This is a genomic window from Variovorax sp. FW301-JW7 (assembly GCF_058788795.1).
Genome location: NZ_JBYTBC010000005.1, coordinates 393,776 through 416,554, shown reverse-complemented (window position 1 = coordinate 416,554; position 22,779 = coordinate 393,776). Strand labels below are relative to the sequence as shown.

General features: G+C 70.8%; 21 protein-coding genes. 9 read left to right on the top strand and 12 right to left on the bottom strand.

Translation table 11 applies throughout. The features are described 5' to 3' along the window. Positions 1-20: 20 nt before the first annotated feature. Together AC3WQM_RS17115 and AC3WQM_RS17110 are read left to right on the top strand one after the other, a co-directional pair. Positions 21-1,382 carry a tetratricopeptide repeat protein gene (locus tag AC3WQM_RS17115; RefSeq protein ID WP_492680334.1) on the top strand — a complete coding sequence of 454 codons (1,362 nt, stop codon included), beginning with the start codon at positions 21-23 and terminating at the stop codon, positions 1,380-1,382. A 117-nt stretch (positions 1,383-1,499) separates the two neighbouring features. After that, positions 1,500-3,092 carry an N-acyl-D-amino-acid deacylase family protein gene (locus tag AC3WQM_RS17110; protein WP_492680332.1) on the top strand — a complete coding sequence of 531 codons (1,593 nt, stop codon included), beginning with the start codon at positions 1,500-1,502 and terminating at the stop codon, positions 3,090-3,092. A gap of 9 nt (positions 3,093-3,101) precedes the next feature. Here AC3WQM_RS17110 and AC3WQM_RS17105 read toward each other — a convergent pair whose 3' ends face one another. Then, positions 3,102-3,797, bottom strand: coding sequence for a histidine phosphatase family protein (locus AC3WQM_RS17105; RefSeq protein ID WP_492680330.1), 696 nt, complete (start codon positions 3,795-3,797; stop codon positions 3,102-3,104). Positions 3,798-3,913: 116 nt separating this feature from the next. Between AC3WQM_RS17105 and AC3WQM_RS17100 the strand changes: the two genes are divergently transcribed. Continuing rightward, entirely contained in the window at positions 3,914-4,624 is a 711-nt protein-coding gene (locus AC3WQM_RS17100) for an alpha/beta fold hydrolase (protein ID WP_174543705.1), read from the top strand. 9 nt (positions 4,625-4,633) lie between these two features. Here AC3WQM_RS17100 and pcp read toward each other — a convergent pair whose 3' ends face one another. Genes pcp through AC3WQM_RS17065 form a run of 7 tightly spaced genes read right to left on the bottom strand, consistent with a single transcriptional unit; the run spans position 4,634 to position 9,669 of the window. Beyond that, a complete protein-coding gene (pcp, locus tag AC3WQM_RS17095) occupies positions 4,634-5,305 on the bottom strand; it encodes a pyroglutamyl-peptidase I (RefSeq protein WP_492680328.1) in 672 nt (223 codons plus the stop codon). A gap of 5 nt (positions 5,306-5,310) precedes the next feature. Then, complete coding sequence (pxpA, locus tag AC3WQM_RS17090) at positions 5,311-6,051, bottom strand: 5-oxoprolinase subunit PxpA (protein WP_062481323.1); 741 nt, start codon at positions 6,049-6,051, stop codon at positions 5,311-5,313. Between the two features lie 54 nt (positions 6,052-6,105). Then, on the bottom strand, positions 6,106-7,104 hold the full coding sequence (locus AC3WQM_RS17085; protein WP_492680326.1) for a 5-oxoprolinase subunit C family protein: 999 nt from the start codon (positions 7,102-7,104) through the stop codon (positions 6,106-6,108). Continuing rightward, positions 7,101-7,748 carry a 5-oxoprolinase subunit PxpB gene (gene pxpB, locus AC3WQM_RS17080; protein ID WP_492680388.1) on the bottom strand — a complete coding sequence of 216 codons (648 nt, stop codon included), beginning with the start codon at positions 7,746-7,748 and terminating at the stop codon, positions 7,101-7,103. Before pxpB ends, AC3WQM_RS17085 begins: the two co-directional genes overlap by 4 nt. A 39-nt stretch (positions 7,749-7,787) precedes the next feature. Next, on the bottom strand, positions 7,788-8,291 hold the full coding sequence (gene coaD, locus AC3WQM_RS17075; RefSeq protein ID WP_062481439.1) for a pantetheine-phosphate adenylyltransferase: 504 nt from the start codon (positions 8,289-8,291) through the stop codon (positions 7,788-7,790). Between the two features lie 43 nt (positions 8,292-8,334). Next, positions 8,335-8,997: an RsmD family RNA methyltransferase gene (locus AC3WQM_RS17070; protein ID WP_492680324.1), complete on the bottom strand. Its 663-nt coding sequence runs from the start codon at positions 8,995-8,997 to the stop codon at positions 8,335-8,337. A 36-nt stretch (positions 8,998-9,033) separates the two neighbouring features. Next, the gene (locus AC3WQM_RS17065) at positions 9,034-9,669 is read right to left on the bottom strand and encodes a LysE/ArgO family amino acid transporter (protein ID WP_095746682.1); all 636 of its coding nucleotides are present in this window, start codon (positions 9,667-9,669) and stop codon (positions 9,034-9,036) included. 79 nt (positions 9,670-9,748) lie between these two features. Here AC3WQM_RS17065 and AC3WQM_RS17060 point away from each other — a divergent pair, with 79 nt between their 5' ends. Continuing rightward, positions 9,749-10,660 carry a LysR family transcriptional regulator ArgP gene (locus AC3WQM_RS17060; RefSeq protein ID WP_070061978.1) on the top strand — a complete coding sequence of 304 codons (912 nt, stop codon included), beginning with the start codon at positions 9,749-9,751 and terminating at the stop codon, positions 10,658-10,660. A gap of 7 nt (positions 10,661-10,667) precedes the next feature. Here the strand turns inward: AC3WQM_RS17060 and AC3WQM_RS17055 are convergent, their stop codons facing one another. After that, positions 10,668-12,032, bottom strand: coding sequence for a M16 family metallopeptidase (locus AC3WQM_RS17055; RefSeq protein WP_492680322.1), 1,365 nt, complete (start codon positions 12,030-12,032; stop codon positions 10,668-10,670). An 18-nt stretch (positions 12,033-12,050) separates the two neighbouring features. Next, a complete protein-coding gene (locus tag AC3WQM_RS17050) occupies positions 12,051-13,496 on the bottom strand; it encodes a M16 family metallopeptidase (protein WP_492680320.1) in 1,446 nt (481 codons plus the stop codon). A gap of 29 nt (positions 13,497-13,525) precedes the next feature. Here AC3WQM_RS17050 and ftsY point away from each other — a divergent pair, with 29 nt between their 5' ends. Then, positions 13,526-14,857, top strand: a complete 1,332-nt coding sequence (gene ftsY, locus AC3WQM_RS17045) for a signal recognition particle-docking protein FtsY (protein WP_492680318.1) — start codon at positions 13,526-13,528, stop codon at positions 14,855-14,857. A gap of 306 nt (positions 14,858-15,163) precedes the next feature. Here ftsY and AC3WQM_RS17040 read toward each other — a convergent pair whose 3' ends face one another. Together AC3WQM_RS17040 and AC3WQM_RS17035 are read right to left on the bottom strand one after the other, a co-directional pair. After that, complete coding sequence (locus tag AC3WQM_RS17040) at positions 15,164-16,963, bottom strand: ATP-binding response regulator (RefSeq protein WP_489057702.1); 1,800 nt, start codon at positions 16,961-16,963, stop codon at positions 15,164-15,166. Beyond that, entirely contained in the window at positions 16,960-17,679 is a 720-nt protein-coding gene (locus AC3WQM_RS17035; protein WP_492680316.1) for a response regulator transcription factor, read from the bottom strand. The genes AC3WQM_RS17040 and AC3WQM_RS17035 overlap by 4 nt, the downstream gene beginning before the upstream one ends. 154 nt (positions 17,680-17,833) lie before the next feature. Between AC3WQM_RS17035 and AC3WQM_RS17030 the strand changes: the two genes are divergently transcribed. The 4 genes from AC3WQM_RS17030 to AC3WQM_RS17015 all read left to right on the top strand — a co-directional run bounded on the left by AC3WQM_RS17030 (position 17,834) and on the right by AC3WQM_RS17015 (position 22,779). Beyond that, positions 17,834-18,298, top strand: a complete 465-nt coding sequence (locus AC3WQM_RS17030; RefSeq protein WP_492680314.1) for an Mpo1 family 2-hydroxy fatty acid dioxygenase — start codon at positions 17,834-17,836, stop codon at positions 18,296-18,298. A 188-nt stretch (positions 18,299-18,486) separates the two neighbouring features. Then, complete coding sequence (locus AC3WQM_RS17025; protein WP_492680312.1) at positions 18,487-19,830, top strand: ABC transporter substrate-binding protein; 1,344 nt, start codon at positions 18,487-18,489, stop codon at positions 19,828-19,830. Between the two features lie 32 nt (positions 19,831-19,862). After that, positions 19,863-21,680: an ABC transporter permease gene (locus AC3WQM_RS17020; RefSeq protein ID WP_492680310.1), complete on the top strand. Its 1,818-nt coding sequence runs from the start codon at positions 19,863-19,865 to the stop codon at positions 21,678-21,680. 13 nt (positions 21,681-21,693) lie between these two features. Next, entirely contained in the window at positions 21,694-22,779 is a 1,086-nt protein-coding gene (locus AC3WQM_RS17015) for an ABC transporter ATP-binding protein (RefSeq protein WP_489057697.1), read from the top strand.

Genomic DNA, 22,779 nt, shown 5'->3' with positions numbered 1-22,779 from the left:
GGGCGTGGCACCATGCCGCCATGCCCTCCCACGGAACCCCGCACGCCGCCGACAGCCTCGGCAATCCGCTCACGCTCGACGACGCCGCCAGCCTCGCGCTGGTCGACGACTTCGTCATGGGCTTCATTTCGACCGAGGCGCGCGCCGTGAACCTGCTGGCGCTGGCTGAGCGCGATGCCAGCCCGATCGTGCAGGCCTACTGCGCGACGCTGCACCTGTTCGCCGAATCGCGCGAGGCCGCAGCGAATGCGCGGCCCTTCCTCGACAAGGCCCGCGCCGGTGCGGCGCGCGCCACGCCGCGCGAGCAGCGCTACATCGCCGCCGTCCAGGCCTGGGCCGATGGTGACATCGCGCGCGCCATCGCGCTGCATGCCGAGCAGGCGCACGAGCATCCGCGCGACCTGGTGTCGGTGAAGCTGGGCCAGTACCACTGCTTCAACACCGGCAACTGCCCCGGCATGCTGCGGCTCGCGCTCGCGGCGCTGCCGACCGCGGCCGAGGTGCCCTACGTGCACGGCATGGCGGCCTTCGGCTACGAGCAGTGCCACCTGCTGCGCGAGGCCGAGGCCAGCGCGCGCCGCGCGATCGGCCTGTGCCGCAAGGAGCCCTGGGCGCACCATGCGCTGGCACACGTGATGCTCACCGAAGGCCGGCTGGCCGAGGGGCTGGCGTTCATGCAGGGCGTGAGCGACACCTGGACCGGGCTCAACTCCTTCATGGTCACGCACAACTGGTGGCACGTGGCGCTGTTCCTCATCGACCTGGGCCGCGACGCCGAGGCGCTCGCGGTGTACGACGAGCACGCCTGGGGCGTGGTGAAGGACTATTCGCAGGACCAGATCGGCGCCGTGTCGCTGCTCGCGCGGCTCGAGCTGGCGGGCATCGACGTCGGCGCGCGCTGGGACGACGTGGCCGACCACCTGCGACAGCGCCAGGCCGACCATGTGCTGCCCTTTCTCGACCTGCAGTACCTCTACGGCCTGGCGCGCGCCGGCCGGCCCGAGGCGCAGGTGCTGCTGCACAACATCGAGGCCTTCGCGCCCGTGGCGCCGGCGTCCACGCGCGCCGCGTGGCAGCGCGTGTGCGTGCCGGCCGCGCGCGGCCTCGTGGCCCATGCGCGCGGCGATGTGGCGGGCGCGGTCGAGGGCCTGGGCGTCGCGCTGCCGCGCATGATCGAGATCGGCGGCAGCCATGCGCAGCGCGACCTGTTCGAGCAGCTGTACCTCGACGCGCTGGTGCGCACCGGCACCGAGTCCGCGCTCTCGGGCGCGCAGGGCCTGCTGCAGCAGCAGCTCAACGGCCAGCCCGAGTCGCTGCGGCTGCGGCGGCAGACGGATACGGTCTACGCGCGGCTGGGACTCGGGCAGCTCGCGGCGCGCTGAGCGGCGCGTGGCACCACCCATGCCTTCCGGTCATGGGGCGTGCCGCAAAAGGAATTAACGGCTGCGCGGGAGCGACTCCTAAACTGGCCGCTCCTCCCGCTCTCTTCCCGTTCGCCCATGCAGCGCTCCCTCGTCACGCTGGCCGTTCTCGCGGCCCTCGCCTCGCCCTTCCACACCACCGCCGCTGAAGCCCCCGTCGCGCTCGACCTGCTGCTGCGCGGCGGCACGATCTACACGGGCGACAGCGACACGCCCGTGGTCGGCGACGTCGGCATCGCGGGCGACCGCATCGTGTTCGCGGGTCGCGCCATGCCGGCGCAGTTCAGCGCACGCCGCACCATCGACGCCACCGGCCTCGTGGTGGCGCCCGGCTTCATCGACGCCCACACGCACGCCGACGCCGACCTGCTCTCGAGCGACGCGCGCAAGCGCCTGAACACTCCCTTCCTCACGCAGGGCGTGACCACGGCCGTGATCGGCAACGACGGCTTCGGCGGCTACGACATCGCCGCGCAGACACAGAAGCTGCGCGCCGTGCCGGTCGGCACCAACGTCGCGATGTACGCAGGCTTCGGGCCGCTGCGCATCAGCCAGCTCGGCGAGGCCAACCGCGCCCCCACGCCCGCGCAGATGGACACCATGAAGCAGCACCTGGCCCGCGCGATGTGCGACGGCGCGCTCGGGCTGTCGACGGGCCTGTTCTACCCGCCGCAGAATTTCTCCAAGACCGAGGAGGTCATCGAACTCGCGAAGGTGGCGGCCGCGCACGGCGGCCTGTACGACAGCCACATCCGCGACGAGTCGATGTACAACGTCGGCCTCAAGGGCTCGATCGACGAGGTGATCCGCATCGGCCACGAGGCGAAGCTGCCGGTGCACGTGGCACACATCAAGGCGCTGGGCGTGGCCGTGCAGGGGCAGAGCGGCGACATCATCCGGCGCATCGAGAAGGAGCGCGCCGCGGGCCTGGACATCACGGCCGACCACTACCCCTGGACCGCGTCGAGCACGCGCTTCTCGGCCGCGCTGCTGCCTCCCTGGGCCAACGAAGGCGGCCGCGCGGCCACGCTGCAGCGCTTCGACGACGCGGCGCAGCAGGAGCGCCTGCGCAAGGACATGCGCGAGAACCTGCGCCTGCGCGGCGGGCCCGAGGCCATCCTGTTCTCGGCCGGCAGCACGAAGTACGTGGGCAAGACGCTGGCCGACGTGGCCAAGGCCTCGAACGCCGACCCGGTCGACGCCGCCATCGCCGTGCTGCGCGACGGCGACCTGATGATCGCCTCGTTCAACATGAGCGACGACGACGTGCGCGCCTTCATGAAGCGGCCCTGGGTCATGACCTCGTCCGACTCGTCGCTGGGCCATCCGCGCGCCTACGGCACCTTCGCGCGCAAGTACGACCAGTACGTGGTGAAGGAGCGCGCGATCTCGCTGGCGCAGTTCATCCGCAGCAGCAGCGCGTACACGGCCGACACGCTGGGCCTCGTGCAGCGCGGCCACCTGCGCCCCGGCTACCACGCCGACGTGGTGGTGTTCGATCCGAAGCGCTTCGCGGCCAAGGCCACCTACACGCAGCCCACGCTGCTGTCCGAAGGCGTGGTCACGGTGCTGGTGAACGGCCGCCTCGCGGTGGACGGCGGCCAGCCCACGGGCGTGGGCGCCGGCGTGCCGCTGCTGCGCACGCCGAAGCCGGGCAGTTGCCCGGCTTGATCCGGAAGATCAGTCCTTCTTGAGGTGCCGCCGCTGGTCGTAGGTCGGCTGCGGCGGCAGGTCGGCGAGGTGGCGCGTGTCGGCCCACTCGACGATCTCGATGGCGTCCGGCGCAGCCGGGTCGGCGATGCGGATGCGGTTGAAGCCCGCGTTCGGGATCTCGCTCTGGCGCGGGCCGCTGAGGCTCAGGCCGCGCGCGGTGCGCCACACCATGTCGAGCACGCCGCCGTGCGTGACGACGATCAGGCGCTGGCCGCGGTGCGCGGCGGCGACGGCGCCGAGCGCGCCGATCACGCGCGCATGGAACTCGCGCGCGCTCTCGCCCTGCGGCATGGCGTGGTCTTCGCGGAACTCCAGCCACTCTTCCCAGGCGCGCGGATGCTGGCTCTGGATCTCGTCGGCCCGCATGCCCTCGACCACGCCGAAATGCTGCTCGCGCAGCGCCGCCGAGGTGACGACCGGCAGCGCCAACTGCTGCGCCGCGGGCGCCGCGGTCTGCTGGGCGCGCATGAGGTCGCTGCTGATGAGGTGCTGTGCCGTCTCGCCCGCGAGCCGCAGGCCGAGGCGGCGCGCCTGCTCGTGGCCGATGTCGTTGAGCGGGACGTCCGCGTGGCCCTGGAAGCGCAGCTCGCGGTTCCAGGCGGTTTCGCCGTGGCGGATCAGGATGAGGTCGGTGGGGGCGGAGTCGGGGGTGGTGGTGGACATTGCATGCATTGTCCCCCGAGTGCATGACACGGCGGCTTCGTGCCAACCCGCTGTTGCACGGTCGCCACCGCGTACGGGCCGTGCGCCGGGTGCGTCCGATCGCGCAAAATCGGCCCATGCCCCATCTTGTCCTGCTGCCCGGCCTTGCCTGCGACGAACGCCTCTGGGAGGCCCAGTTGCCCGCACTTCCCGCCGCTTTCGGCGCCCGCGTGAGCGACGTCCAGACGCGCCACGACACCATCGAAGGCATGGCCAGCGCCGTGCTGCGCGAGCACGACGGCCCGCTGGTGCTGTGCGGTGCCTCGATGGGCGGCATGGTCGCGATGGAAGCGGCGCGCCAGGCGCCCGAGCGCATCGCCGGGTTGATGCTGCTGGGCACCAGCGCGCGGCCCGAGACGCCCGACATGTTCGCGCTGCGCGAAGGCGCCATCGAATGGTTCGAGCGCGGCGAGGTGCGCGAGATCATCGAGCCCAACGTCGCCTTCGCCTTCCATCCCGCGCAGGCCGCCAACCCGGCGCTGGTGCAGCGCTACCTGGACATCGTGCTCGGCGCCGGCGCGGCCCAGCTCATCCGCCAGAACCACGCCGTGATGCGCCGCCCCGATGCGCGCACGCACCTGGCCCTGCTGCGCGCGCCGGTGCTGCTGATGTGCGGCGACGACGACCGCCTCGCGCCGCCCGAATGCACCCGCGAGATGGCGGCGCTGCTGCCGCGCGCCGAGGTGGTGTGGGTGCCGCAGTGCGGCCACATGCTGACGATGGAGAAGCCTGCGTTCGTCAACACGGCGCTCAACGCCTGGCTGGGCAAGCACTTCCCCAGCGCTTGAGAGCCCCGGTCAGTGCAGCTGGCCGCCGGTTTCCGCAACGTCCTGCTTCACGGCCAGCGCGGTCTTCACGGTGATGCGCAACGCATCGACCAGCGTCTCGAGCGCCATGCTCGGCGCACCCGGAAAGCGCGCCGCCTGCGCGGGCAGGTAGGGAATGTGGATGAAGCCGCCGCGCGCGCCCTTCGCCGACGGATGCGTCGCGATGCGGTGCATCAGCCCGTAGAAGAGGTGGTTGCACACAAAGGTGCCCGCGCTGTTCGACACCGAGGCCGGCACGCCGCCCGCGCGCAGTTCGCGCACGATGGCCTTCACGGGCAGGCTCGAGAAGTAGGCGGCGGGCGCGCCGGGTATCACGGGCACGTCGATCGGCTGACGGCCGAGGTTGTCGGGCACGCGCGCGTCGTCGACGTTGATGGCGATGCGCTCCGGCGTGAACTCGGCGCGACCGCCGGCCTGGCCGATGCAGATCACCAGCGTCGGCTGGAGTTCGTCCATCGCGCGGTCGAGCGCAGTGAGCGCCTCGCCGAAGACGCAGGGCACAAGGCGCGCATGCACGGTGGCACGGCCGCACTGCCAGCCGTCGAGTGAGCGCACCGCTTCCCACGACGGGTTGAGCAGCTCCTGCTCGAAGGGCTCGAAGCCCGTCAGCAGGACGTTGGGAGAAGCGCGCTTCGCCGGCATCCTGTTCAGGCCATCGCGCGAACGTCGATGCCTTCCTGCTGCAACCGCTCGCGGATGCGCCGCGCGAAGGCCAGCGCATGCGCGCCGTCGCCGTGCAGGCACACGCTCTGGGCGTTGACGGCTACGGTGCTGCCGTCGATGGCGACCACGCGGTGGTCGCGCACCAGCGACAGGGTCTGCGCGAGCGACTGTTCTTCGCTCTCGATGAGCGCGCCGGGCTGGCTGCGCGGCACGAGGCTGCCGTCGGGCATGTAGCCTCGGTCGGCGAACACTTCTTCGACGGGCTGCAGGCCGGCGCGGCGGGCCGCGTCGATCATGTTGCTGCCGGCCAGACCGAAGAACTTGAGCGAGGGATCGAAGCGACGCACCGCCTCGCACAGCGCCTCGGCGAGTTCGGGTTCTTTCACCGCCTGGTTGTAGAGCTGGCCGTGCGGCTTCACGTGCGCGAGCCGGCCGCCCTCGGCCTTGACGATCGCGGCCAGTGCGCCGACCTGGTAGAGCACGTTCGCGACGATCTCCTCGGGCGGCAGGTGCATGGTGCTGCGGCCGAAGTTCTCGCGGTCGGGAAAGCTCGGGTGCGCGCCGATCGCCACGCCGTGCGCCATGGCCCAGCGCACGCACTGCTGCATGGTCCTGGCGTCGCCCGCGTGCCAGCCGCAGGCGATGTTGGCGGAACTCACGAGGCCGAGCAGCGCTTCGTCGCTGCCGGCGCCTTCGCCGAGGTCGGCGTTCAGGTCGATCTGCATGGGGTGTTCTCCGTCTCGGGGCAGGTGCGGGAGCCACCTGCTTCAGCCAACAGTCTAGGCCGCGCCGGTCCAGCCCGCCGCGGCGAGCCCCTGCGCCACCTGCGCCAGGTAGCGCTGCTGCGCGGCCCAGGCCGCGAGCGCGTGCGACAGGTCGGTGCGCACCAGCCGCAGCCGGCCGCCGAGCGGCGCCTGCGCGAGCTTCCAGAGGTCGGCGCGGATCACCACGCCGATGCGCGGGTAGCCGCCGGTGGTCTGCGCGTCGCCCATGAGGATGATCGGCTGGCCCGAGGGCGGCACCTGGATCGTGCCGGGAATCACGCCCGACGAGAGCATGTCGCCGCCCGCCTTGCGCTGCAGCTCGGCGCCGGCCAGCCGGCTGCCCATGCGGTTGCTTTGCGGCGTGATGCGCCAGCGCTCGCTCCACAGCAGCGCCTGCGCGTCGGGGGTGAACAGATCGAACTCGGGGCCGGGCAGCACACGCAGCACGAAGGCGCCGTCGGGCTCGGCCGTGCCCCAGTCGGGCGCGCGCAGGCCGAAGGGACGGCGCGTGTTCTGGTCGGCACCGAGGCGCGAAGCGCCCAGCACGAGCCGGTCGCCCTTGCGCAGCGCGCGGCCCTCGTGGCCGCCGAAGCCGGCCTTGAGGTCGGTGCTGCGCGAGCCGAGCACGGGCGCCACGTCGATGCCGCCGGCCACCGCGAGCCAGCTGCGCAGGCCGGCCTTCGCTGTGCCGGGCGCGTTGGCACCAGCGAGCCTCAGGGTCTGGCCGGCACGCACCGGCACGCTCCAGCAAGGCCACAGCGGCACGCCGTCGAGCGTGGCGCCGAAGTCGTCGCCGGTGAGCGCGATGCGGGTGTCGACTTCGAACTGCAGCTCGCAGCCGCCCATGGTGAACTCGATGCCGGCCGCCGCGTCGGCGTTGCCGGCCAGCCGGTTCGCCAGCGTGAGCGCGAGCATGTCGAGCGCGCCGCCCGGGCAGATGCCCAGCTGGCGCAGGCCGGGTCGCCCGAGGTCCTGCACCGAGGCATGCACGCCGGGTTTGCGCACGAGGATCATGTCTGCAGGCTTTCGACGACGAAGCGCACGCGGTCGCCCGGACGCAGCAAGGTGGGCGACTCGGCCGACGGGTCGAACAGCGCGAGCGGCGTGCGCCCGATGAGCTGCCAGCCGCCCGGCGACACCAGCGGATAGATGCCGGTCTGCTCGCCGCCGATGCCGACCGAGCGCGCGGGCACGGCGGTGCGCGGTTCGGCGCGGCGCGGTGTCGCGAGTTCGGGCGGCAGCCCGCCCATGAAGGCGAAGCCCGGCAGGAAGCCGAGCAGGTAGACCACGTAGTCGCCGCCGCTGTGGCGTCGCACCACCTCGGCCGCCGACAGCCCGGTGTGGGCCGCCACGTCGGCGAGGTCGGGACCGTGCTCGCCGCCGTAGGCCACGGGAATCTCGATGCGCCGCCCTTCAGCGGCATGGGCCGCGAGCCCCGGCCAAGCCTCGAGCACGCGCGCCGCGAGTTCCTCGAACGCCACGGCGGTCGGGTCGAAGGTCAGCGTGAGGTTGTTCATGCCCGGCAGCGCTTCGCCGACGCCGGGCCAGGCCATCACCTCGGCGGCCAGCGCCCAGATGCGCTGCTGCTGCGCCAACGTGGCGGGCGCGGGCAGGTCGCACACCAGCGCCGCATCGCCCAGCGGATGCAGGCGGGGCAAGGGGGTGGCGCTCACCTCAGCGCGAAGCCTGGAGCGGGCTCATTCCCTGCCCAGGCTGCGGACTTTGGCGGTCAGCTGCTGCTCGACGTTCGGCGAGACGAACTTGTTGACCTCGCCGCCGAGCATGGCGATCTCGCGCACGAAGGTGCTGGAGATGAACTGGTACTTGTCGCTCGGGGTCAGGAACACGGTCTCGACGTCGGGCATCAGCGAGCGGTTCATGCCGGCGAGCTGGAACTCGTAGTCGAAGTCGGTCACGGCGCGCAGGCCGCGCACCATGGCCTTGCCGCCGCGCGCGACGACGAAGTCGCGCAGCAGGCCCGAGAAGCTCTCGACCGTGACCTGGTCGCTGTAGGGCTTCACCGCCTCGCGGGCCATGTCCATGCGCTCGGAGAGCGTGAACAGCGCCTTCTTGTGGTGGCCCGCCGCGACGGCGACGATCACCTTGGAGAAGAGTTGGGTTGCACGCCGCACCACGTCCTCGTGACCGAGGGTGATGGGGTCGAAAGTGCCGGGATAAACCGCGATCACGTTGCTGGCCATGGTTGGTTCTTCCTCATGCTGCCGGTGCGGCTTGTCCGGCGGATTATGCAGGCACGGACACAGCGCGGCGCAGCAGATGGGCATGCACGGCGCCGGCCTTCAGGTAGCGGAATTCCATGAGGCCCAGCGCGGCGAGTTCCTCGGCGGCCCAGCGGCGCGGCGCCTCGAGGTAGATCGCGCCGTCGGCGTGCAGCGCGCGCGCGGCGGCGCGCAGGGCCGGCTCGTACAGCGCGAGGTTGTCGAAGGGCGGATCGAGAAACACCGCCTGCAGGCTGCCCGCCGCCGCACGCTCGAGCGCGGTGACGCCGTTGCCGCGCTCCACGCGCACGGCCTCGGCCGAGAGCTTGGCCTTGGCGGCTTGCAGCTGGGCGACCAGCGCGGCGTCCTGCTCGCACAGCAGCACGTGGGCCGCGCCGCGCGAGGCAGCTTCGAGGCCGAGCGCGCCGGTGCCCGCGAAGGCGTCGATGCAGTGCCACCCCGGCAAGGCACCGCCGCCCACGCCGGCCAGGCTCGCGAGCCAGTTGAACAGCGTTTCGCGCACGCGGTCGGGCGTGGGGCGCAGGCCGGGCTTGTCGGCCACGGCGAGGCGGGTGCGCTTCCATTCGCCGCCGATGATGCGGACCTCGCTGGGCCGCGACGGGCGCTTGGCGGCGGGGGCACGCGAGACGGGCGCGGCGGCGTTCTTCTTCGGGGGCTTCTGGGGCATGCGGCGAGCTTAACGCCGCAGCTGGCCCCCCTTCACTCAGTAGCCCATGAACGCGCGACGCGCCAGCAGCGCGGCCAGCACGAGCATGGTGCCGCCGATGAGCGCATCGAGCATCTGCCAGGCGCGCGGGCGTGCAAACACCGGCGCCAGCAGCCGCGCGCCGAAGCCCAGCGCGGTGAACCACAGCACGCTGGCCAGCGTCGACCCGACCACGAACCAGGCCTTGAGCAGGCCCGGGTACTGCGCCCCGGCCGTGCCCACGAGCAGCACGGTGTCCAGGTAGACGTGCGGGTTCAGCAGCGTGAAGCCGGCGGCCTGCGCGACCACCGCGGCGCGCGAGCGCGAGGCGCCCTGCGACACCGTCTGCAACGCGCCCGGCTGGCGCGAGCGCCACAGCGCGCGCAGGCCGTAGCCGCAGAGAAAGGCCGCGCCGAAGCCCGCGAGCAGCGTCGCCAGCATCGGCCGCCCCTTCAGCGCCTGCGCCATGCCGGCCACGCCCGCGGCGACCAGCACCGCGTCGCAGACGGCGCAGAACAGCACCACAGCGCTCACGTGCTCGCGGCGCAAGCCCTGGCGCAGCACGTAGGCGTTCTGGGCGCCGATGGCGACGATGAGCACCAGGCTCATGAAGAGCCCGTTGAGGAAAGCGGTGGAGGCGTGAACGGCGGTCATGGTCCGAGCTTGCCGTCCGCAGCCGATTCAATCAAACTAAACTTTCTAACGCCAATTCAGTTTTACTTCATTCACGACCATGCTCGACTACGCCGCCCTGCACGCCCTTGCCGCCGTGGTGCGCGAAGGCAGTTTCGAGCGCGCCGCCCGCGCGCTGCATGTCACGCCCTCGGCGGTGTCGCAGCGCGTGAAGCTGCTCGAGGAGCGCACCGGCGGCGCGCTGCTGGTGCGCGGCCAGCCCTGCGTGGCGACCGAGGCCGGCCTGCAGCTGTGCCGGCACGTCGAACGCGTGGGCATGCTGGAGCACGAGCTGCGCGAGGCCCTGCCCGCGTTGGGCATGGGCAGCGGCGAGGCGCACGAGCGGGTCACGGTGCGGGTGGCGGTCAACGCCGACAGCCTCGCGACCTGGTTCATGGCGGGCGCCGCCGCCTTTGCTGCGCAGGCGCCCGACGCCCTGCTCGACCTCACGGCCGACGACCAGGACCACACGGCCGAACGGCTGCGCAGCGGCGCGGTGCTGGCGGCCGTGACCGCGCTGGCCCAGCCGGTCACGGGCTGCAACAGCGAGGCGCTGGGCACGGTGCACTACGTGGCCGCCGCGAGTCCCGGTTTCGTGGAACGCTATTTCGCCAAGGGCGTGGGGGCGCGCACGCTGGCCGCCGCGCCGAACCTGGTGTTCGACCGCAAGGACCGGCTGCAGGCGCGCTGGGTGCGCCGCATCTGCCACCGCAACGTGGAGACGCCGCGCCACTGGGTGCCCTCGCCCGCCGCCTTCGTCGAGGCGGCTTGCCGCGGCATCGGCTGGGGCATGCACCCGACCAGCATGGTGGCCGATGCGCTGCGCGACGGCACGCTGGTGGAACTGGTGCCCGGCGCGACGTTGCCGGTGCCGCTGTACTGGCAGCATGCCCGAGCTGCGCCGCGCCTGCTGGCGCAGCTCGGTGCCGCGGTGCGCGAGGCCGCGCGCAGCGGGCCGCACGCGCTGGCCTGAACTTTTCTTACTGCACCGCGGCGGCCGGCTTGCCGCCCACCACCACCGTCACCATGCGCTGCGGCTGCAGCTTGCGGGCGAACGCGGCCTGGATGTCGGCGGCCGTGACCGCGTTCATGCGCGCGGTCCAGGTGTCGAGGTAGTCCAGTGGCAGGTCGTACCAGGCGATGTTGGCGACATTGCCGATCAGCTTGCGATTGCTGTCCAGCAGCAGCGGGAAGCCGCCGATCAGGTTGTCCTTCGCGGCCTTCAGCTCCTTCTCGGTCGGGCCTTCGGCCACGAACTTCGCGAGCACGTCGCGCGAGACCTTCGTCGCCGCCTCGGCCTGGTCGGGCCGGGTCTGGAAGCCGATGCGGAAGGCGCCCGCCTCGAGCCCCGGCGCGAAGCCGCTGTACACGCTGTAGGCCAGGCCGCGCTTCTCGCGCACCTCTTCGGTCAGCCGCGAGACAAAGCCGCCGCCGCCGAGCACGTAGTTGCCGAGCGTGAGCGCGAAGTGGTCCGGGTCCTGGCGCGGGTAGCCGGGCTGGCCGATGAAGACGTGGGCCTGGGCCGAATCGAACGCGATGCGCTCGTCCTTCGGTGCCGTGAGCGCCGCCACCGGCGCGATGGTCGGCAGCGGTGCGCAGGCGCCGGGACTGGGCAGGCGCGACAGCAGCGTGGTCGCGAGCGCCTCGGCCTCGGCGCGCGTGACCGCGCCCACGATGCTGAGCTTGGCGCGGCACGGCAGGATCAGCTGCTCGTAGCGCTGGCGCATGGCGGCGGTGTCGATGCGCGCGAGCGTCTCTTCCGTCACTTCCTGGCCGTAGGGATGCGTGCCGTACACGGCCTGCGCGAAGGCGCGGCCGACGACGGTGGCGGGCTTGGTGTTGGCTTCCTTGATGGCGGCGTTGATGCGCTCGCGCTCGCGCGACCAGATGTCGTCGGGGAACGAGGGCTCGCCGATCTCGCGTGCGGCCAGGGCCACGGCCTTGGTCAGCAGCGCCGGATCGGACAGCGTGCGCAGCGTGTAGCTGGTGCGGTCGGTGCCGGCGCTCACGTCGAAGCTGGCGCCCAGATCGGCCCAGGCCTCGCCCAGCGCGTTCTGGTCGAGCGCGGGCTCGCCGTTGCGGCCGGCGCGCACGCCCTTCTCGACCATCGCGGCGCTGGTGCTGGCCAGCCCTGCCTGCGCGGCCGGATCGCGCCGGCTGCCGGCGTCGAAATCGATCTGCACGTCGACGATCGGCAATGCGTTGGTCGACACCAGGTACACCTTGGCGCCGTTGGCCAGCGTCCAGTGCTGGATGGGCAGCGCAGCCTGCGCGCTGCCCATGCCGAACAGCGCGGTGATGCCCGCCAGGAGGGCGGTGCTTGCAATCTTCTTGAGGTTCTTCATGAGGGAATCCGGTGCCTTTCAGCGCATCTCGCCCACGGGGGCTGCGAAGCCGCGGCCGCGCTTGGGTTCGGGCGGCAGGGGCCGCAGCGTGGCGACCGTGAGCTGGTCGTCGCCGAAGTACTTGGCGGCCACGGCCTGCACCTGCGCCGCCGTCACGGCCTGCAGCCGGGCGACGATGCGCTCGCTGGCGTCCAGCGGCAGACCCATGATCCAGTTGCTGCCGAGTTCGCGCGCCTGCGCCATCACCGAATCGCGCTTGTAGGTTTCGCTCGCCACCCACTGCGTCTTGACGCGGGCCAGCTCGGCCTCGCCGACACCGTCTTTCGCCACGCGCGCCACCTGGGCGCGCAGCGCGGCCTCGACCGTCTCGGCGGTCTTGCCGGCGGCCGGCACGCCGTCGAGCATGAAGAGTTGCGGACCGCGACCGATGAAGCCCGCGTACGCGCCGGCCGAATCGGCCACGCGGCCGGGGCCCTGCGTGAGGGCGCGGTCGAGCCGCGCGCCGGCGTAGCCGTCGAGCACGGCCGAGAGCACCACCAGCGCCCAGGCGTCGCTGTTCGCGTCGTCGATGTTCGTGAGCTGCGGCACGCGGAAGGCGAGCGACACGTAGGCCTGCTCGGCCGGGGCCTTGAACTCGAGGCGGCGGATGCCGCGCTGCGCGGGCTCGGTGCGCGGCTTGCGCTCCGGCACGGCGCGCGCGGGGATGCTGCCGTAGTACTTCTCGGCCAGCGCGCGCACGCGCGCCACGTCGACATCGCCGGCCACCACGAGCACGGCGTTGGCCGGCACGTACCAGCGCTGGAAGAAGGCGCGCGCGTCGGCCGGCGTCATCGATTCGAGGTCGCTCATCCAGCCCACCACCGGACGGCGGTAGGGCGACGAGGTGAAGACGGCCGCGTTCTGCTGCTCGCCGAGCAGCGCGCGCGGCTGGTCGTCGGTGCGCAGGCGGCGCTCTTCCTTGACCACCTCGATCTCGCGCTTGAACTCGTCGTCGGGCCACTGGTTGTTGGCGAAGCGGTCCGATTCGAGCTTCATCACCTGTTCGAGGCTGCCGACCGGGATCTGCTGGTAGTAGCCCGTGGCGTCGCGCATGGTGAAGGCGTTTTCCTGGCCGCCCAGCGCCGCCACGCGGCGCGAGAACTCGCCGGCCGGCACGCTCTTCGTGCCCTTGAACAGCATGTGCTCCAGCACGTGCGCCACGCCCGAGGTGCCGTCGACCTCGTCCATGGAGCCGACCCGCACCCACACCATCTGCACCGCGGTCGGCGAGCGCCGGTCGGGCTGCACGATCACGGTCATGCCGTTGGCGAGGGTGAATTGCTGGGGGCCCGGAGCGGCGGCAGTCGAGGCCGACGCGGCGGGAGCGGGGGTGGACTGGGCCTGCGCGGGCACGGTCCACAGCGCAGAAAGCGCCAGGGCCAGCACCGCACCAGACGCAGCGCGGCGTGGCGAGAGGTGTTTCATAGAATGGGTCGGATTGTAAAAAGCTCCCGATGTTCAGTTTCTTCAAGAAAAAACCACCTGCCGATGCCCCGGTGACACCGGCCCCGCCGCCGACCACCGAACCCGCGCCCTCCCCGGCCGCGGAACCCGCACCGGCACGCTCGGTGTTCTCGCCGTCGAGCTGGTTCGGGTCGAAGCCTGCAGCGGAAGCGCCTGTTCCCGCACCCGCACCCGCACCCGCACCCGCCCCTGCGCCGCCCCCCGAGCCGGCACCGGCCGCGCCCGTGGTGGCGCCGACGCCCGCGCCAGTTCCGGTCGCCGCACCTGCGCCGATCCCTGCGCCAGCGCCCGCCCCCGTTCCTGCACCCGCCCCTGTTCCTGCACCCGCGCCCGTCATCGCGCCACCGCCGCCCCCTCCGGCGCCCGTGCCCGCACCGCCTCCCGCACCTGTCGCCGTCGCCGAACCGGCCCCCATCGCCACCGAGCGCAAGAGCTGGTTCGACAAGCTCAAGACTGGCCTGCGCAAGACCGGCACCGGCATCCAGGCCGTGTTCGTCAATGCGCAGATCGACGACGCGCTGTATGAAGAACTCGAATCGGCGCTCCTGATGGCCGACACCGGCGTCAAGGCCACCGAGTACCTGCTCGCCGACCTGAAGGTGCGCGTCAAACGCCAGATGGCCACCGACGCCGCGCAGGTCAAGCTGCTGCTGGCCGACGCCGTCACCGACCTGCTCAAGCCGCTCGAGAAGCCGCTGGTCATCGGCGAATACACGCCCACCGTGATCATGGTGGCGGGCGTCAACGGCGCGGGCAAGACCACCTCCATCGGCAAGCTCACCAAGCACCTGGCCACCGAAGGCGCCTCGGTGCTGCTGGCCGCGGCCGACACCTTCCGGGCGGCGGCGCGCGAGCAGCTGCTGGTCTGGGCCGACCGCAACACCGTCGAGATCGTGAGCAACGAAGGCGGCGACCCCTCGGCCGTGAGCTTCGACGCGGTGAACGCCGGCAAGGCACGCGGCAAGGACGTGGTGCTGGTCGACACGGCCGGGCGCCTGCCGACGCAACTGCACCTGATGGACGAGCTCAAGAAGATCAAGCGCGTCGTCACCAAGGCCGACGCCACCGCGCCGCACGAGGTGCTGCTGGTGATCGACGGCAACACCGGCCAGAACGCGCTGGCGCAGGTCAGGGCCTTCGACGAGACCCTGGGCCTCACGGGCCTCATCGTGACCAAGCTCGACGGCACCGCCAAAGGTGGCGTGCTGTGCGCCATCGCGCGCGAGCGGCCGATTCCGGTGTACTTCATCGGCGTGGGCGAAAAGCTCGAAGACCTCGAGACCTTCAACGCCCGCGAGTTCGCGCAGGCGCTGCTCGGCTGAGGCTTTCGCTTCGGATAAAAAAAACGGCCCCCGGCTTTCGCCGGAGGCCGTCAGCTCCCTGTCTTTCTTATTTCTCCCTTGTATTCCCCCTGCGTGTGGCCTGTGCGGCGTCGCGCCTCGTGTGCGAAGGCACCGGTGGTCGACGCCTGCAACGCCCCCTGATTTCGCTTCCCTGAAACCCGAAATTACGACGGGAGGCGAACGCCCGGCAGTGCCAAAAGTCATTGCATGTGTGGCCAACCGATGGGATCGGCACGCAATGAACTACAACGTATTCACTTTCAGCCGCAGGCTGTGTGCCAAACGCTACGGTGCCGGCACAAGCCCCGCCATGGCCTGCAGCAGCGCATCGGGCGCCACGGGCTTGAACAGCACCGGCACGCCCGACTCGCGCACGCGCTGCAGGCGGTCGGGCGAGGTCTCGCCGGTGATCAGCAGCAGCGGCAGTTCGGTGCCCAGGTGCCGACTCAGGCGCAGGCCCACGTCGAGGCCGTCGACGCCGTCGGCCAGGCGGTAGTCGCACATCAGCAGGCCGAAGGGCCGGCCTTCGGCGCGAGCCTGGTGCAGCGCCTCGGCCGCGGCGGCCTCGTCGGCGACGGCGTGCGCATCGATCGCGTGCGAGCGCAGCAGGCCGGTCATGGCTTCGCGGATTTCAAGTTCGTCGTCCATCAGCAGCACGCGACCGGGCAGCATGGCCGCGCGCCGACGTGCAGCCAGTTCGACACTGCCGGCCGGAAACGGGCCCACGAGCGCGCTGACCTGCGGCGGCACGGTCGGCAGCACGACGCGGAAGTGCGTGCCCCGGCCCGGGCGCGAATGCATCTGCACCGGATGGCCGAGCAGGCGCGACAGGCGGCGCACGATCGACAGGCCGATGCCCAGGCCGCGCGCACGGTCGCGGCCCGGGTTATCGATTTGGTAGAACTCTTCGAAGATGCGGTGCGACTGCTCGGGCGCGATGCCGATGCCGGTGTCGCGCACCTCGATCCACACGGTGTCGCCGCGGTCGCGCGCCGTGACGGTCACGCCGCCCTGCACGGTGTACTTCAGGGCGTTGTCCATCAGGTTGGACAGCATGCGGTGCAGCAGCTGCGGATCGCTGCGCACCCACAGGCCGCTGGCACGCACGCGCAGCTGCAGCTCCTTCTGCTCGGCCTGCGCCGAGAAGGTGTGGTTGAGCGGCAGGAACAGCGCATCGAGCTCCACCGGCTGCGGCGAAGGCGTGATGACGCCCGCGTCGAGCCGGGACACATCGAGCATGGTGTCCAGCGACGCGCCCAGCGAGTTCACCGCGCGCATCAGGCGCTCGGCGTTGCGGCTCTCGGGCCGGCCGCGCAGTTCGTTCTCGAGCGCGGCGCCGAACAGCGCGATGGCGTGCAGCGGCTGACGCAGGTCGTGGCTGGCGGCACCGAGGAAGCGGGTCTTTTCTTCGCTGGCGCGCTCGGTGGCGGCGATCTGCTCGCCCAGGCGCGCGGCCAGCGCCTCGTTCTCGAAGCGCAGCATGAGCGAGTCGGTCAGCAGCCGGTGCTGGCGCACGCCGGCGTGCAGCGTGAGCATCAGGTAGGCCGAGCCGGCCGCGGCCAGGAACAGGTGCAGGCCATCGCCCTGCCAGGCCAGCGCGATGATCATGCCCAGCGACATGGGCAGCGTGTAGCCGAACAGCGCGGGCTTGAGCGGCCACAGCGACTGCGCGGCGCGCGCGCAGCTGCCGACGATCACGGCCATCAGCAGCGAGGTCATGGGCAGGTTCTCGTGCGGCACGATGAACCAGGGCACCACCGCCGTGATCATGCTCACCAGCGTGACCATGCGCGAGATCTTGCGCGCCCAGTACGGGCTCTCGGAGGCCGGCTTGTCGGGCGTCCAGCGCGGCGTGAAGAACACGTAGATGTCGACCGCCACCAGCGCCGCCATCCAGAACAGCAGGCGCGCATCGCTGAGCTGCGAGTAGATGATGCAGCCGAACACGATCACGAAGCCCAGGTGGGTCAGCGTGGAGATGCCGTAGGTGTCGTAGACCGAGCCGACGTGCTCGCGCAGCACGCGCTGGCCCAGCAGCTGGCCGGCGGCGGCATCGCCGCGGCCCGCCAGCGTGGCGCCGCTCAACGCAGCATGCTGATCAGCTGGGCGCGCGAGCGCATGCCGAACAGCAGGAGGATGGTCGAGACATGGTTCTTCACCGTGCCCTCGCTCAGGTTGGCCAGTTGCGCGATCTCCTTGTTCGCCTTGCCTTCGAGCACCCACTGCAGCACCTGCATCTGGCGCGGCGTGAGTTCCTGCCAGGCGCTGGCGTGCGCGAACTCCGCGTACCCCGACAGCGACTTGGGTAGCGCCGCCGGCGGCAGCGGCTGCGGCGGCGTGCCGTCGGCCTCGAACAGGCCGCAGGCGCGGATGAAGCCCACCATCTCCTTCAGGTCGGCGGACTTGGGCAGGAAGGCGCTGGCGCCGAGCGCGAGCGCGCCTTGCGCCAGCGTGCTGTTGGCGGTGCCCGAGAGCACCACGACGCGCGCCGCCGGAAAGCGCAGGCGGAACTCGGCCAGGCCGCTGAGCCCGTGCGTGTCGGGCAGCGCGAGGTCGAGCAGCACGAGGCCGATGGCCGCCTCGTTCGCGGCGTAGAGCGCGAGCGCGTCGGCGATGTTGCCGGCCTCGAACACCGAAATGCGCGCGCCCGAGGTGGCGGCCTGGGCCTGCACCAGCGCGCTCACGCCCAGGCGCAGCAGGTCGTGGTCGTCCACCACCAGGATCGCGCCGGACACGCCGACAGGCACACCGGTGTCGGTGAGGGGCGGCGGGGGTGCGGAGGGGGAGTCGAAAGAGGCCACGGATTTGATCTTAGCGGCGCAAGCCCCGCGCGACAGTGCCCTAAGTCATGGCGCCCTGCCCTCGCCCCACCCGGGACGACGCCACTTGCCACGGCCCGGCGCCGTGGGCACCATGGAAGTCTTGCCGCAACGCACGGCGCCCCGGAGACCTGCCATGACCCACACCGCCGCCGCCCCGCTCGCCACCAGCGAGCGCAAGGTCGACCGCCTGCTCGCCCACTACGAGGAGAGCCACCGCCATCCGACCAACGAGCTGATCCACTTCGTGGCCATCCCCGCGATCATGCTGAGCATCGTCGGGCTGCTGTTCGCGATCCATCCGTGGGTGGCCTACGCCTTCGTGGCGGCCAGCCTCGTGTACTACGCATTGCTGCGCTCGCCGGCCTTCCTGGTCACCATGCTGGCGCTCACGGTGCTGGCGCTGGTGGCGGTGCATGCGATGGGCGCCTCGGTAGCGCCGGTGTCGGCGGCGATCTTCGTGGTGGCATGGATCTTCCAGTTCGTCGGCCACAAGATGGAAGGCAAGAAGCCGTCGTTCTTCGAGGACATCCAGTACCTCTGGGTCGGTCCGCTGTTCGTGCTGTCGAAGCTGTTCCTGAAGCTCGGCATCCGCTGGTAGACGGCGCCTCCCACCCCGTCTCCTTTTCGTTGCCGCCCTCGGGTGAACCCTGAGGGGTGATGGCGTGCATCACGTTTTCTGATTGGCCCCCGCGCGGCACGTCATGCACGATGCCGACCGACATGACCGCAAGCGCTCGCCACGAAGCGCGCGGCATGCGTCCTCGCCAACGACCTGGAGACAACACCATGCCTTCCCGCTTCACCCTGCGCACGCTTGCGCTTTCGTTCTCGCTGCTGGCCGCCGGCCTCGGCGGCGCTGCCCGTGCCGGCACCGTCACGGTCGTCACCTCCTTTCCCAAGGAGCTGACGCAGGCCTACAAGGTGGCGTTCGAGAAAGCCAACCCCGGCATCAAGCTGGAGATCCTCAACAAGAGCACGGTGCAGGGCATCTCGTACGTGCGCGAGCTGCCGGTGGGCCAGCGGCCCGACGTGTTCTGGGCCTCGGCGCCCGATGCCTTCGAGGTGCTGGCCGGGCAGAAGCTGCTGGAGAACGTGGCGGCGCAGGCCAACAAGGCGGTGCCCGAGAAGGTCGGCAACTACCCCATCAACAACCCGCAGGGCCTGTACCTGGGGCAGGCGCTGGCCGGCTACGGCCTGATGTGGAACACGCGCTACATGGCCGCCAACAAGCTGCCCGCGCCCGCGCAGTGGAGCGACCTGATGAAGCCGGTGTACTTCGGCCACGCGGCCATGAGCGCGCCCTCGCGCTCGGGCACCACGCACCTGACGGTCGAGACGCTGCTGCAGGGCGAAGGCTGGGACAAGGGCTGGAACCAGCTGCTGCAGATTTCGGGCAACAGCGCAGCCATCACCGAGCGCAGCTTCGGCGTGCCCGACGGCGTGAACAACGGGCAGTTCGGCATCGGCCTGGTGATCGACTTCTTCGGCCTGGCCGGCAAGTTCTCGGGCTTCCCGGTGGAGTTCGTCTACCCCGACGTGACGGCCGTGGTGCCGGCCAACATCGGCCTGGTCAGCGGCAGCAAGAACCCCGAAGAGGCGCGCAAGTTCATCGCCTACAGCGTGTCGACCGAAGGCCAACTGCTGCTGCTCGACCCGAAGATCTCGCGCCTGCCGGTGCTGCCGCCGTCGGCACTCGGTGGCAAGGTGCCGCCCGCCTATCCGAACCCGTTCGAGATCGCCAAGCGCGCCAAGGTGCACTTCGACTCCGACCTTTCGGAAGCCCGCTACAACGTGGTGTCGTCGCTGTTCGACCAGACCATCACCTTCCGCCACAAGGAACTCAAGGCCGCCACCAAGGCGATCCACGAGGCCACGGCCGCACTGGCCAAGAAGCCCAACGCGCAGGGCCAGGCGCAGCTCAAGCAGGCGCGCGACCTGGCCTTCACGCCGCTGGTTGGCGCGTCGATGGCGAACGACAAGGACTTCCTGGCGCTGTTCACCGCCAACAAGAAGGACGCTGCCTCGAACAAGCAGGTCACCGGCCTGGAAGACCGCTGGAGCACGCAGGCCCGCGAGCAGTACGAACGCGCCCGCACGCTGGCCGAGCAGGCCTTGGCCAGCGCCCGCTGAACACGCACTGAGCGCCACCGGACACCTCACCGATGACCACACTCACCGCCGGCACCGCGCCGGCCACTGCGCGCGCGCGCCGCTTCAGCCAGGTTCGCCCCGGCGCCTGGCTGGCCGGCGCCCTCGTGCTCGGCTTTCTGCTGCTGTTTCTCGTGCTGCCGGTCGGCCGGGTCTTCTACACCGCCTTCGTCGATGCCGACGGCGGCCTGACCTTCGGCCACTTCGGCGCCTTCTTCGAACAGGGGCTGATGCGCGAGTCGTTCTTCAACAGCCTGTTCGTGGCCACCGCGTCGGCCCTGTTCGCGGCACTCATCGCAGTGCCGCTGTCGTACTTCACTGTGCGCTTCCAGTTCCGCGGCGCGATGCTGATCCAGACGCTGGGCGTGCTGCCGCTGATCATGCCGCCCTTCGTGGGCGCGGCCGCGATGCAGCTGATCTTCGGCCGCTCGGGCTCGCTGAACCTGCTGCTCAACCAGTACTTCGGCGTCACGCTGCCGATCATGGAAGGGCTCAACGGCGTGATCTTCGTGGAGGCCATCCACTACTTCCCGTTCATCCTGATGAACCTCACGGTGGCGCTGCGCAACATCGACGGCGCCATGGAAGAAGCGGCGCTCAACCTGGGCTGCACCGGCTGGCGCCTGTTCTGGCGCGTGATCTTCCCGCTGGCCATGCCGGGCTTCGTGGCCGGCGCCTCGCTGGTGTTCGTGAAGGTGTTCGACGACCTGGGCACGCCGCTGGTGCTGGGCCAGACCAACATGCTGGCGCCGCAGGCCTACCTGCGCATCACGCAGGTGGGGCTGGAAGACCCGCTGGGCTACGTGATCAGCGTGATCATGATCGTGTTCTCGATCACGGCCATGGCGCTGTCGGCGCGCATGCTGGCGGGCAAGGAGTACTCCACGATCCAGAAGGGCGGCGCGAGCATCGCCAAGCGCCAGCTGTCGCCGCTGGGCTCGTTCGCGGCCTACGGCTGGATCTTCGTGGTGCTGCTGGTGGTGCTGAGCCCGCACCTGGGCGTGCTGCTGCTGTCGCTGGCGCAGGTGTGGAGCTTCTCGCCGCTGCCCGACGCCTACACGCTGGCCCACTACGAGACCGTGTTCCACGACGCCGGCGGCATGATGAAGAACACGCTGCTGTACTGCGGCCTGGCCGCGGGCCTCGATGTGATTCTGGGCGTGACCATCGCCTACCTGATGCTGCGCACCTCGCTGCCCGCGCGCAAGTGGCTCGACTGGATCGCCACCGCCTCGCTGGCCGTGCCGGGCATCGTGCTGGCCATCGGCTACCTGCGGCTGTTCAAGGGCGTCACGGTGCCGGGCACCGACACGCTGCTGACCAGCACCTGGATCGTGATCATGCTGGCCTACGCGGTGCGCCGCCTGCCCTACGCGCTGCGCTCCTGCGTGGCCGCGCTGCAGCAGGTGCACGTGTCGCTCGAGGAGGCGGCCGAGAGCCTGGGCGCGACCAAGATGCGCACCATCCAGCGCGTGGTGGTGCCGCTGATGGCGGGCGGCATCCTGGCGGGCTTCGTGACCAGCTTCATCACGGCGGCGGTGGAGCTGTCGGCCACCATCCTGCTGTCGTCGGCCGAGTCGCAGGCGCCGATGAGCTACGGCATCTACCTGTACATGCAGAGCGTGGCCGGCCGCGGGCCCGGCGCGGCGCTGGGCGTGCTGGCCATCGCCGTGGTGGCGCTGGGCACCTACCTGTCGCACCTGGTGGTCGAGCGCACCGGCCAGCGGCTCACGGCGCGGCCGCTCGATGAAGCGCTGCCGCCGCTGCCGATCGCGGCACCTGTTGCTGCGGACGCACCTGCCATTCCCACCGCCCCGGCGGCCAAGATCTGACCCAAGGCTTCCCATGAAAAAAGTACCTGTCCAGTGCCGCAACGTGCGGCTCGCCTACGGCACCACCGAAGTGCTCAAGGACGTCAACATCGACATCGAGCCCGGCGAGTTCTTCGCCCTGCTCGGGCCTTCGGGCTCGGGCAAGTCGACGCTGCTGCGCCTGATTGCCGGCTTCAACCGCCACCAGCACGGCGAAGTGCTGATCGACGGCAAGGACGTGAGCGACAAGGCGCCCTGGGAACGCAACATCGGCATGGTGTTCCAGAGCTACGCGCTGTGGCCGCACATGACGGTGTGGGACAACGTGGCCTTCGGGTTGGTGGAGCGCAAGGCGCCCAAGGCGGTCATCAAGGAGAAGGTGACGGCCGCGCTCGAGCTGGTGGGGCTGCTGCCGTATGCGCAGCGCCGCCCCAGCCAGCTGTCGGGCGGCCAGCAGCAGCGCGTGGCGCTGGCGCGCACCATCGTCATCGAGCCCCAGGTGCTGCTGCTGGACGAGCCGCTCTCCAACCTCGACAAGACGCTGCGCGTGCAGATGCGCCAGGAGCTGCTGGCGATGCAGCGGCGCCTGGGGCTGACCACCATCTTCGTCACGCACGACCAGGAAGAGGCCATGACCACCGCCGACCGCATGGCCGTGCTCGACAAGGGCGTGGTGCAGCAGGTCGGCGCGCCGGCCACGCTCTACGATTACCCGGTGAACACCTTCGTCGCCAACTTCGTCGGCACCATGAACCTGCTGGAGGGCAAGGTGCGCTCTCGCCGCGGCGACACGCTCTCGCTGGACGTCGACGGCGTGGGCGAGCTGCACTTTCCGCTGCCCACCGACGCGCCCGAGGCCGACACATTGCAGATCAGCTTTCGCCCGCACACGCTGCGCGTGGACGTGGCCGACGCGGCGCACGACGCGCGCTACGTGTGGGTGCCGGGCACCGTGGAGGCCAGCGAGTTCCTCGGCGAGTTCACGCGCTACCGCGTGCGTGTGGGCCACCAGAACCTGGCCGTCGATCACCCGCACCACATGGGGCTGTCGAAGTTCCCGGTCGGCGGTGCGGTGAGCCTGGGCATCGAGCCCTCGCAAGTGCGCCTGTTCGGCGCCTGA

What these genes read in the sequence shown, in the direction of transcription:
- AC3WQM_RS17115 (WP_492680334.1), top strand. Translation starts at nt 21, where the DNA reads ATGCCCTCCCACGGAACCCCGCACGCCGCCGACAGCCTCGGCAATCCG.
- AC3WQM_RS17110 (WP_492680332.1), top strand. Translation starts at nt 1,500, where the DNA reads ATGCAGCGCTCCCTCGTCACGCTGGCCGTTCTCGCGGCCCTCGCCTCG.
- AC3WQM_RS17105 (WP_492680330.1), bottom strand. Translation starts at nt 3,797, where the DNA reads ATGTCCACCACCACCCCCGACTCCGCCCCCACCGACCTCATCCTGATC.
- AC3WQM_RS17100 (WP_174543705.1), top strand. Translation starts at nt 3,914, where the DNA reads ATGCCCCATCTTGTCCTGCTGCCCGGCCTTGCCTGCGACGAACGCCTC.
- pcp (WP_492680328.1), bottom strand. Translation starts at nt 5,305, where the DNA reads ATGCCGGCGAAGCGCGCTTCTCCCAACGTCCTGCTGACGGGCTTCGAG.
- pxpA (WP_062481323.1), bottom strand. Translation starts at nt 6,051, where the DNA reads ATGCAGATCGACCTGAACGCCGACCTCGGCGAAGGCGCCGGCAGCGAC.
- AC3WQM_RS17085 (WP_492680326.1), bottom strand. Translation starts at nt 7,104, where the DNA reads ATGATCCTCGTGCGCAAACCCGGCGTGCATGCCTCGGTGCAGGACCTC.
- coaD (WP_062481439.1), bottom strand. Translation starts at nt 8,291, where the DNA reads ATGGCCAGCAACGTGATCGCGGTTTATCCCGGCACTTTCGACCCCATC.
- AC3WQM_RS17070 (WP_492680324.1), bottom strand. Translation starts at nt 8,997, where the DNA reads ATGCCCCAGAAGCCCCCGAAGAAGAACGCCGCCGCGCCCGTCTCGCGT.
- AC3WQM_RS17065 (WP_095746682.1), bottom strand. Translation starts at nt 9,669, where the DNA reads ATGACCGCCGTTCACGCCTCCACCGCTTTCCTCAACGGGCTCTTCATG.
- AC3WQM_RS17060 (WP_070061978.1), top strand. Translation starts at nt 9,749, where the DNA reads ATGCTCGACTACGCCGCCCTGCACGCCCTTGCCGCCGTGGTGCGCGAA.
- AC3WQM_RS17055 (WP_492680322.1), bottom strand. Translation starts at nt 12,032, where the DNA reads ATGAAGAACCTCAAGAAGATTGCAAGCACCGCCCTCCTGGCGGGCATC.
- AC3WQM_RS17050 (WP_492680320.1), bottom strand. Translation starts at nt 13,496, where the DNA reads ATGAAACACCTCTCGCCACGCCGCGCTGCGTCTGGTGCGGTGCTGGCC.
- ftsY (WP_492680318.1), top strand. Translation starts at nt 13,526, where the DNA reads ATGTTCAGTTTCTTCAAGAAAAAACCACCTGCCGATGCCCCGGTGACA.
- AC3WQM_RS17030 (WP_492680314.1), top strand. Translation starts at nt 17,834, where the DNA reads ATGACCCACACCGCCGCCGCCCCGCTCGCCACCAGCGAGCGCAAGGTC.
- AC3WQM_RS17025 (WP_492680312.1), top strand. Translation starts at nt 18,487, where the DNA reads ATGCCTTCCCGCTTCACCCTGCGCACGCTTGCGCTTTCGTTCTCGCTG.
- AC3WQM_RS17020 (WP_492680310.1), top strand. Translation starts at nt 19,863, where the DNA reads ATGACCACACTCACCGCCGGCACCGCGCCGGCCACTGCGCGCGCGCGC.
- AC3WQM_RS17015 (WP_489057697.1), top strand. Translation starts at nt 21,694, where the DNA reads ATGAAAAAAGTACCTGTCCAGTGCCGCAACGTGCGGCTCGCCTACGGC.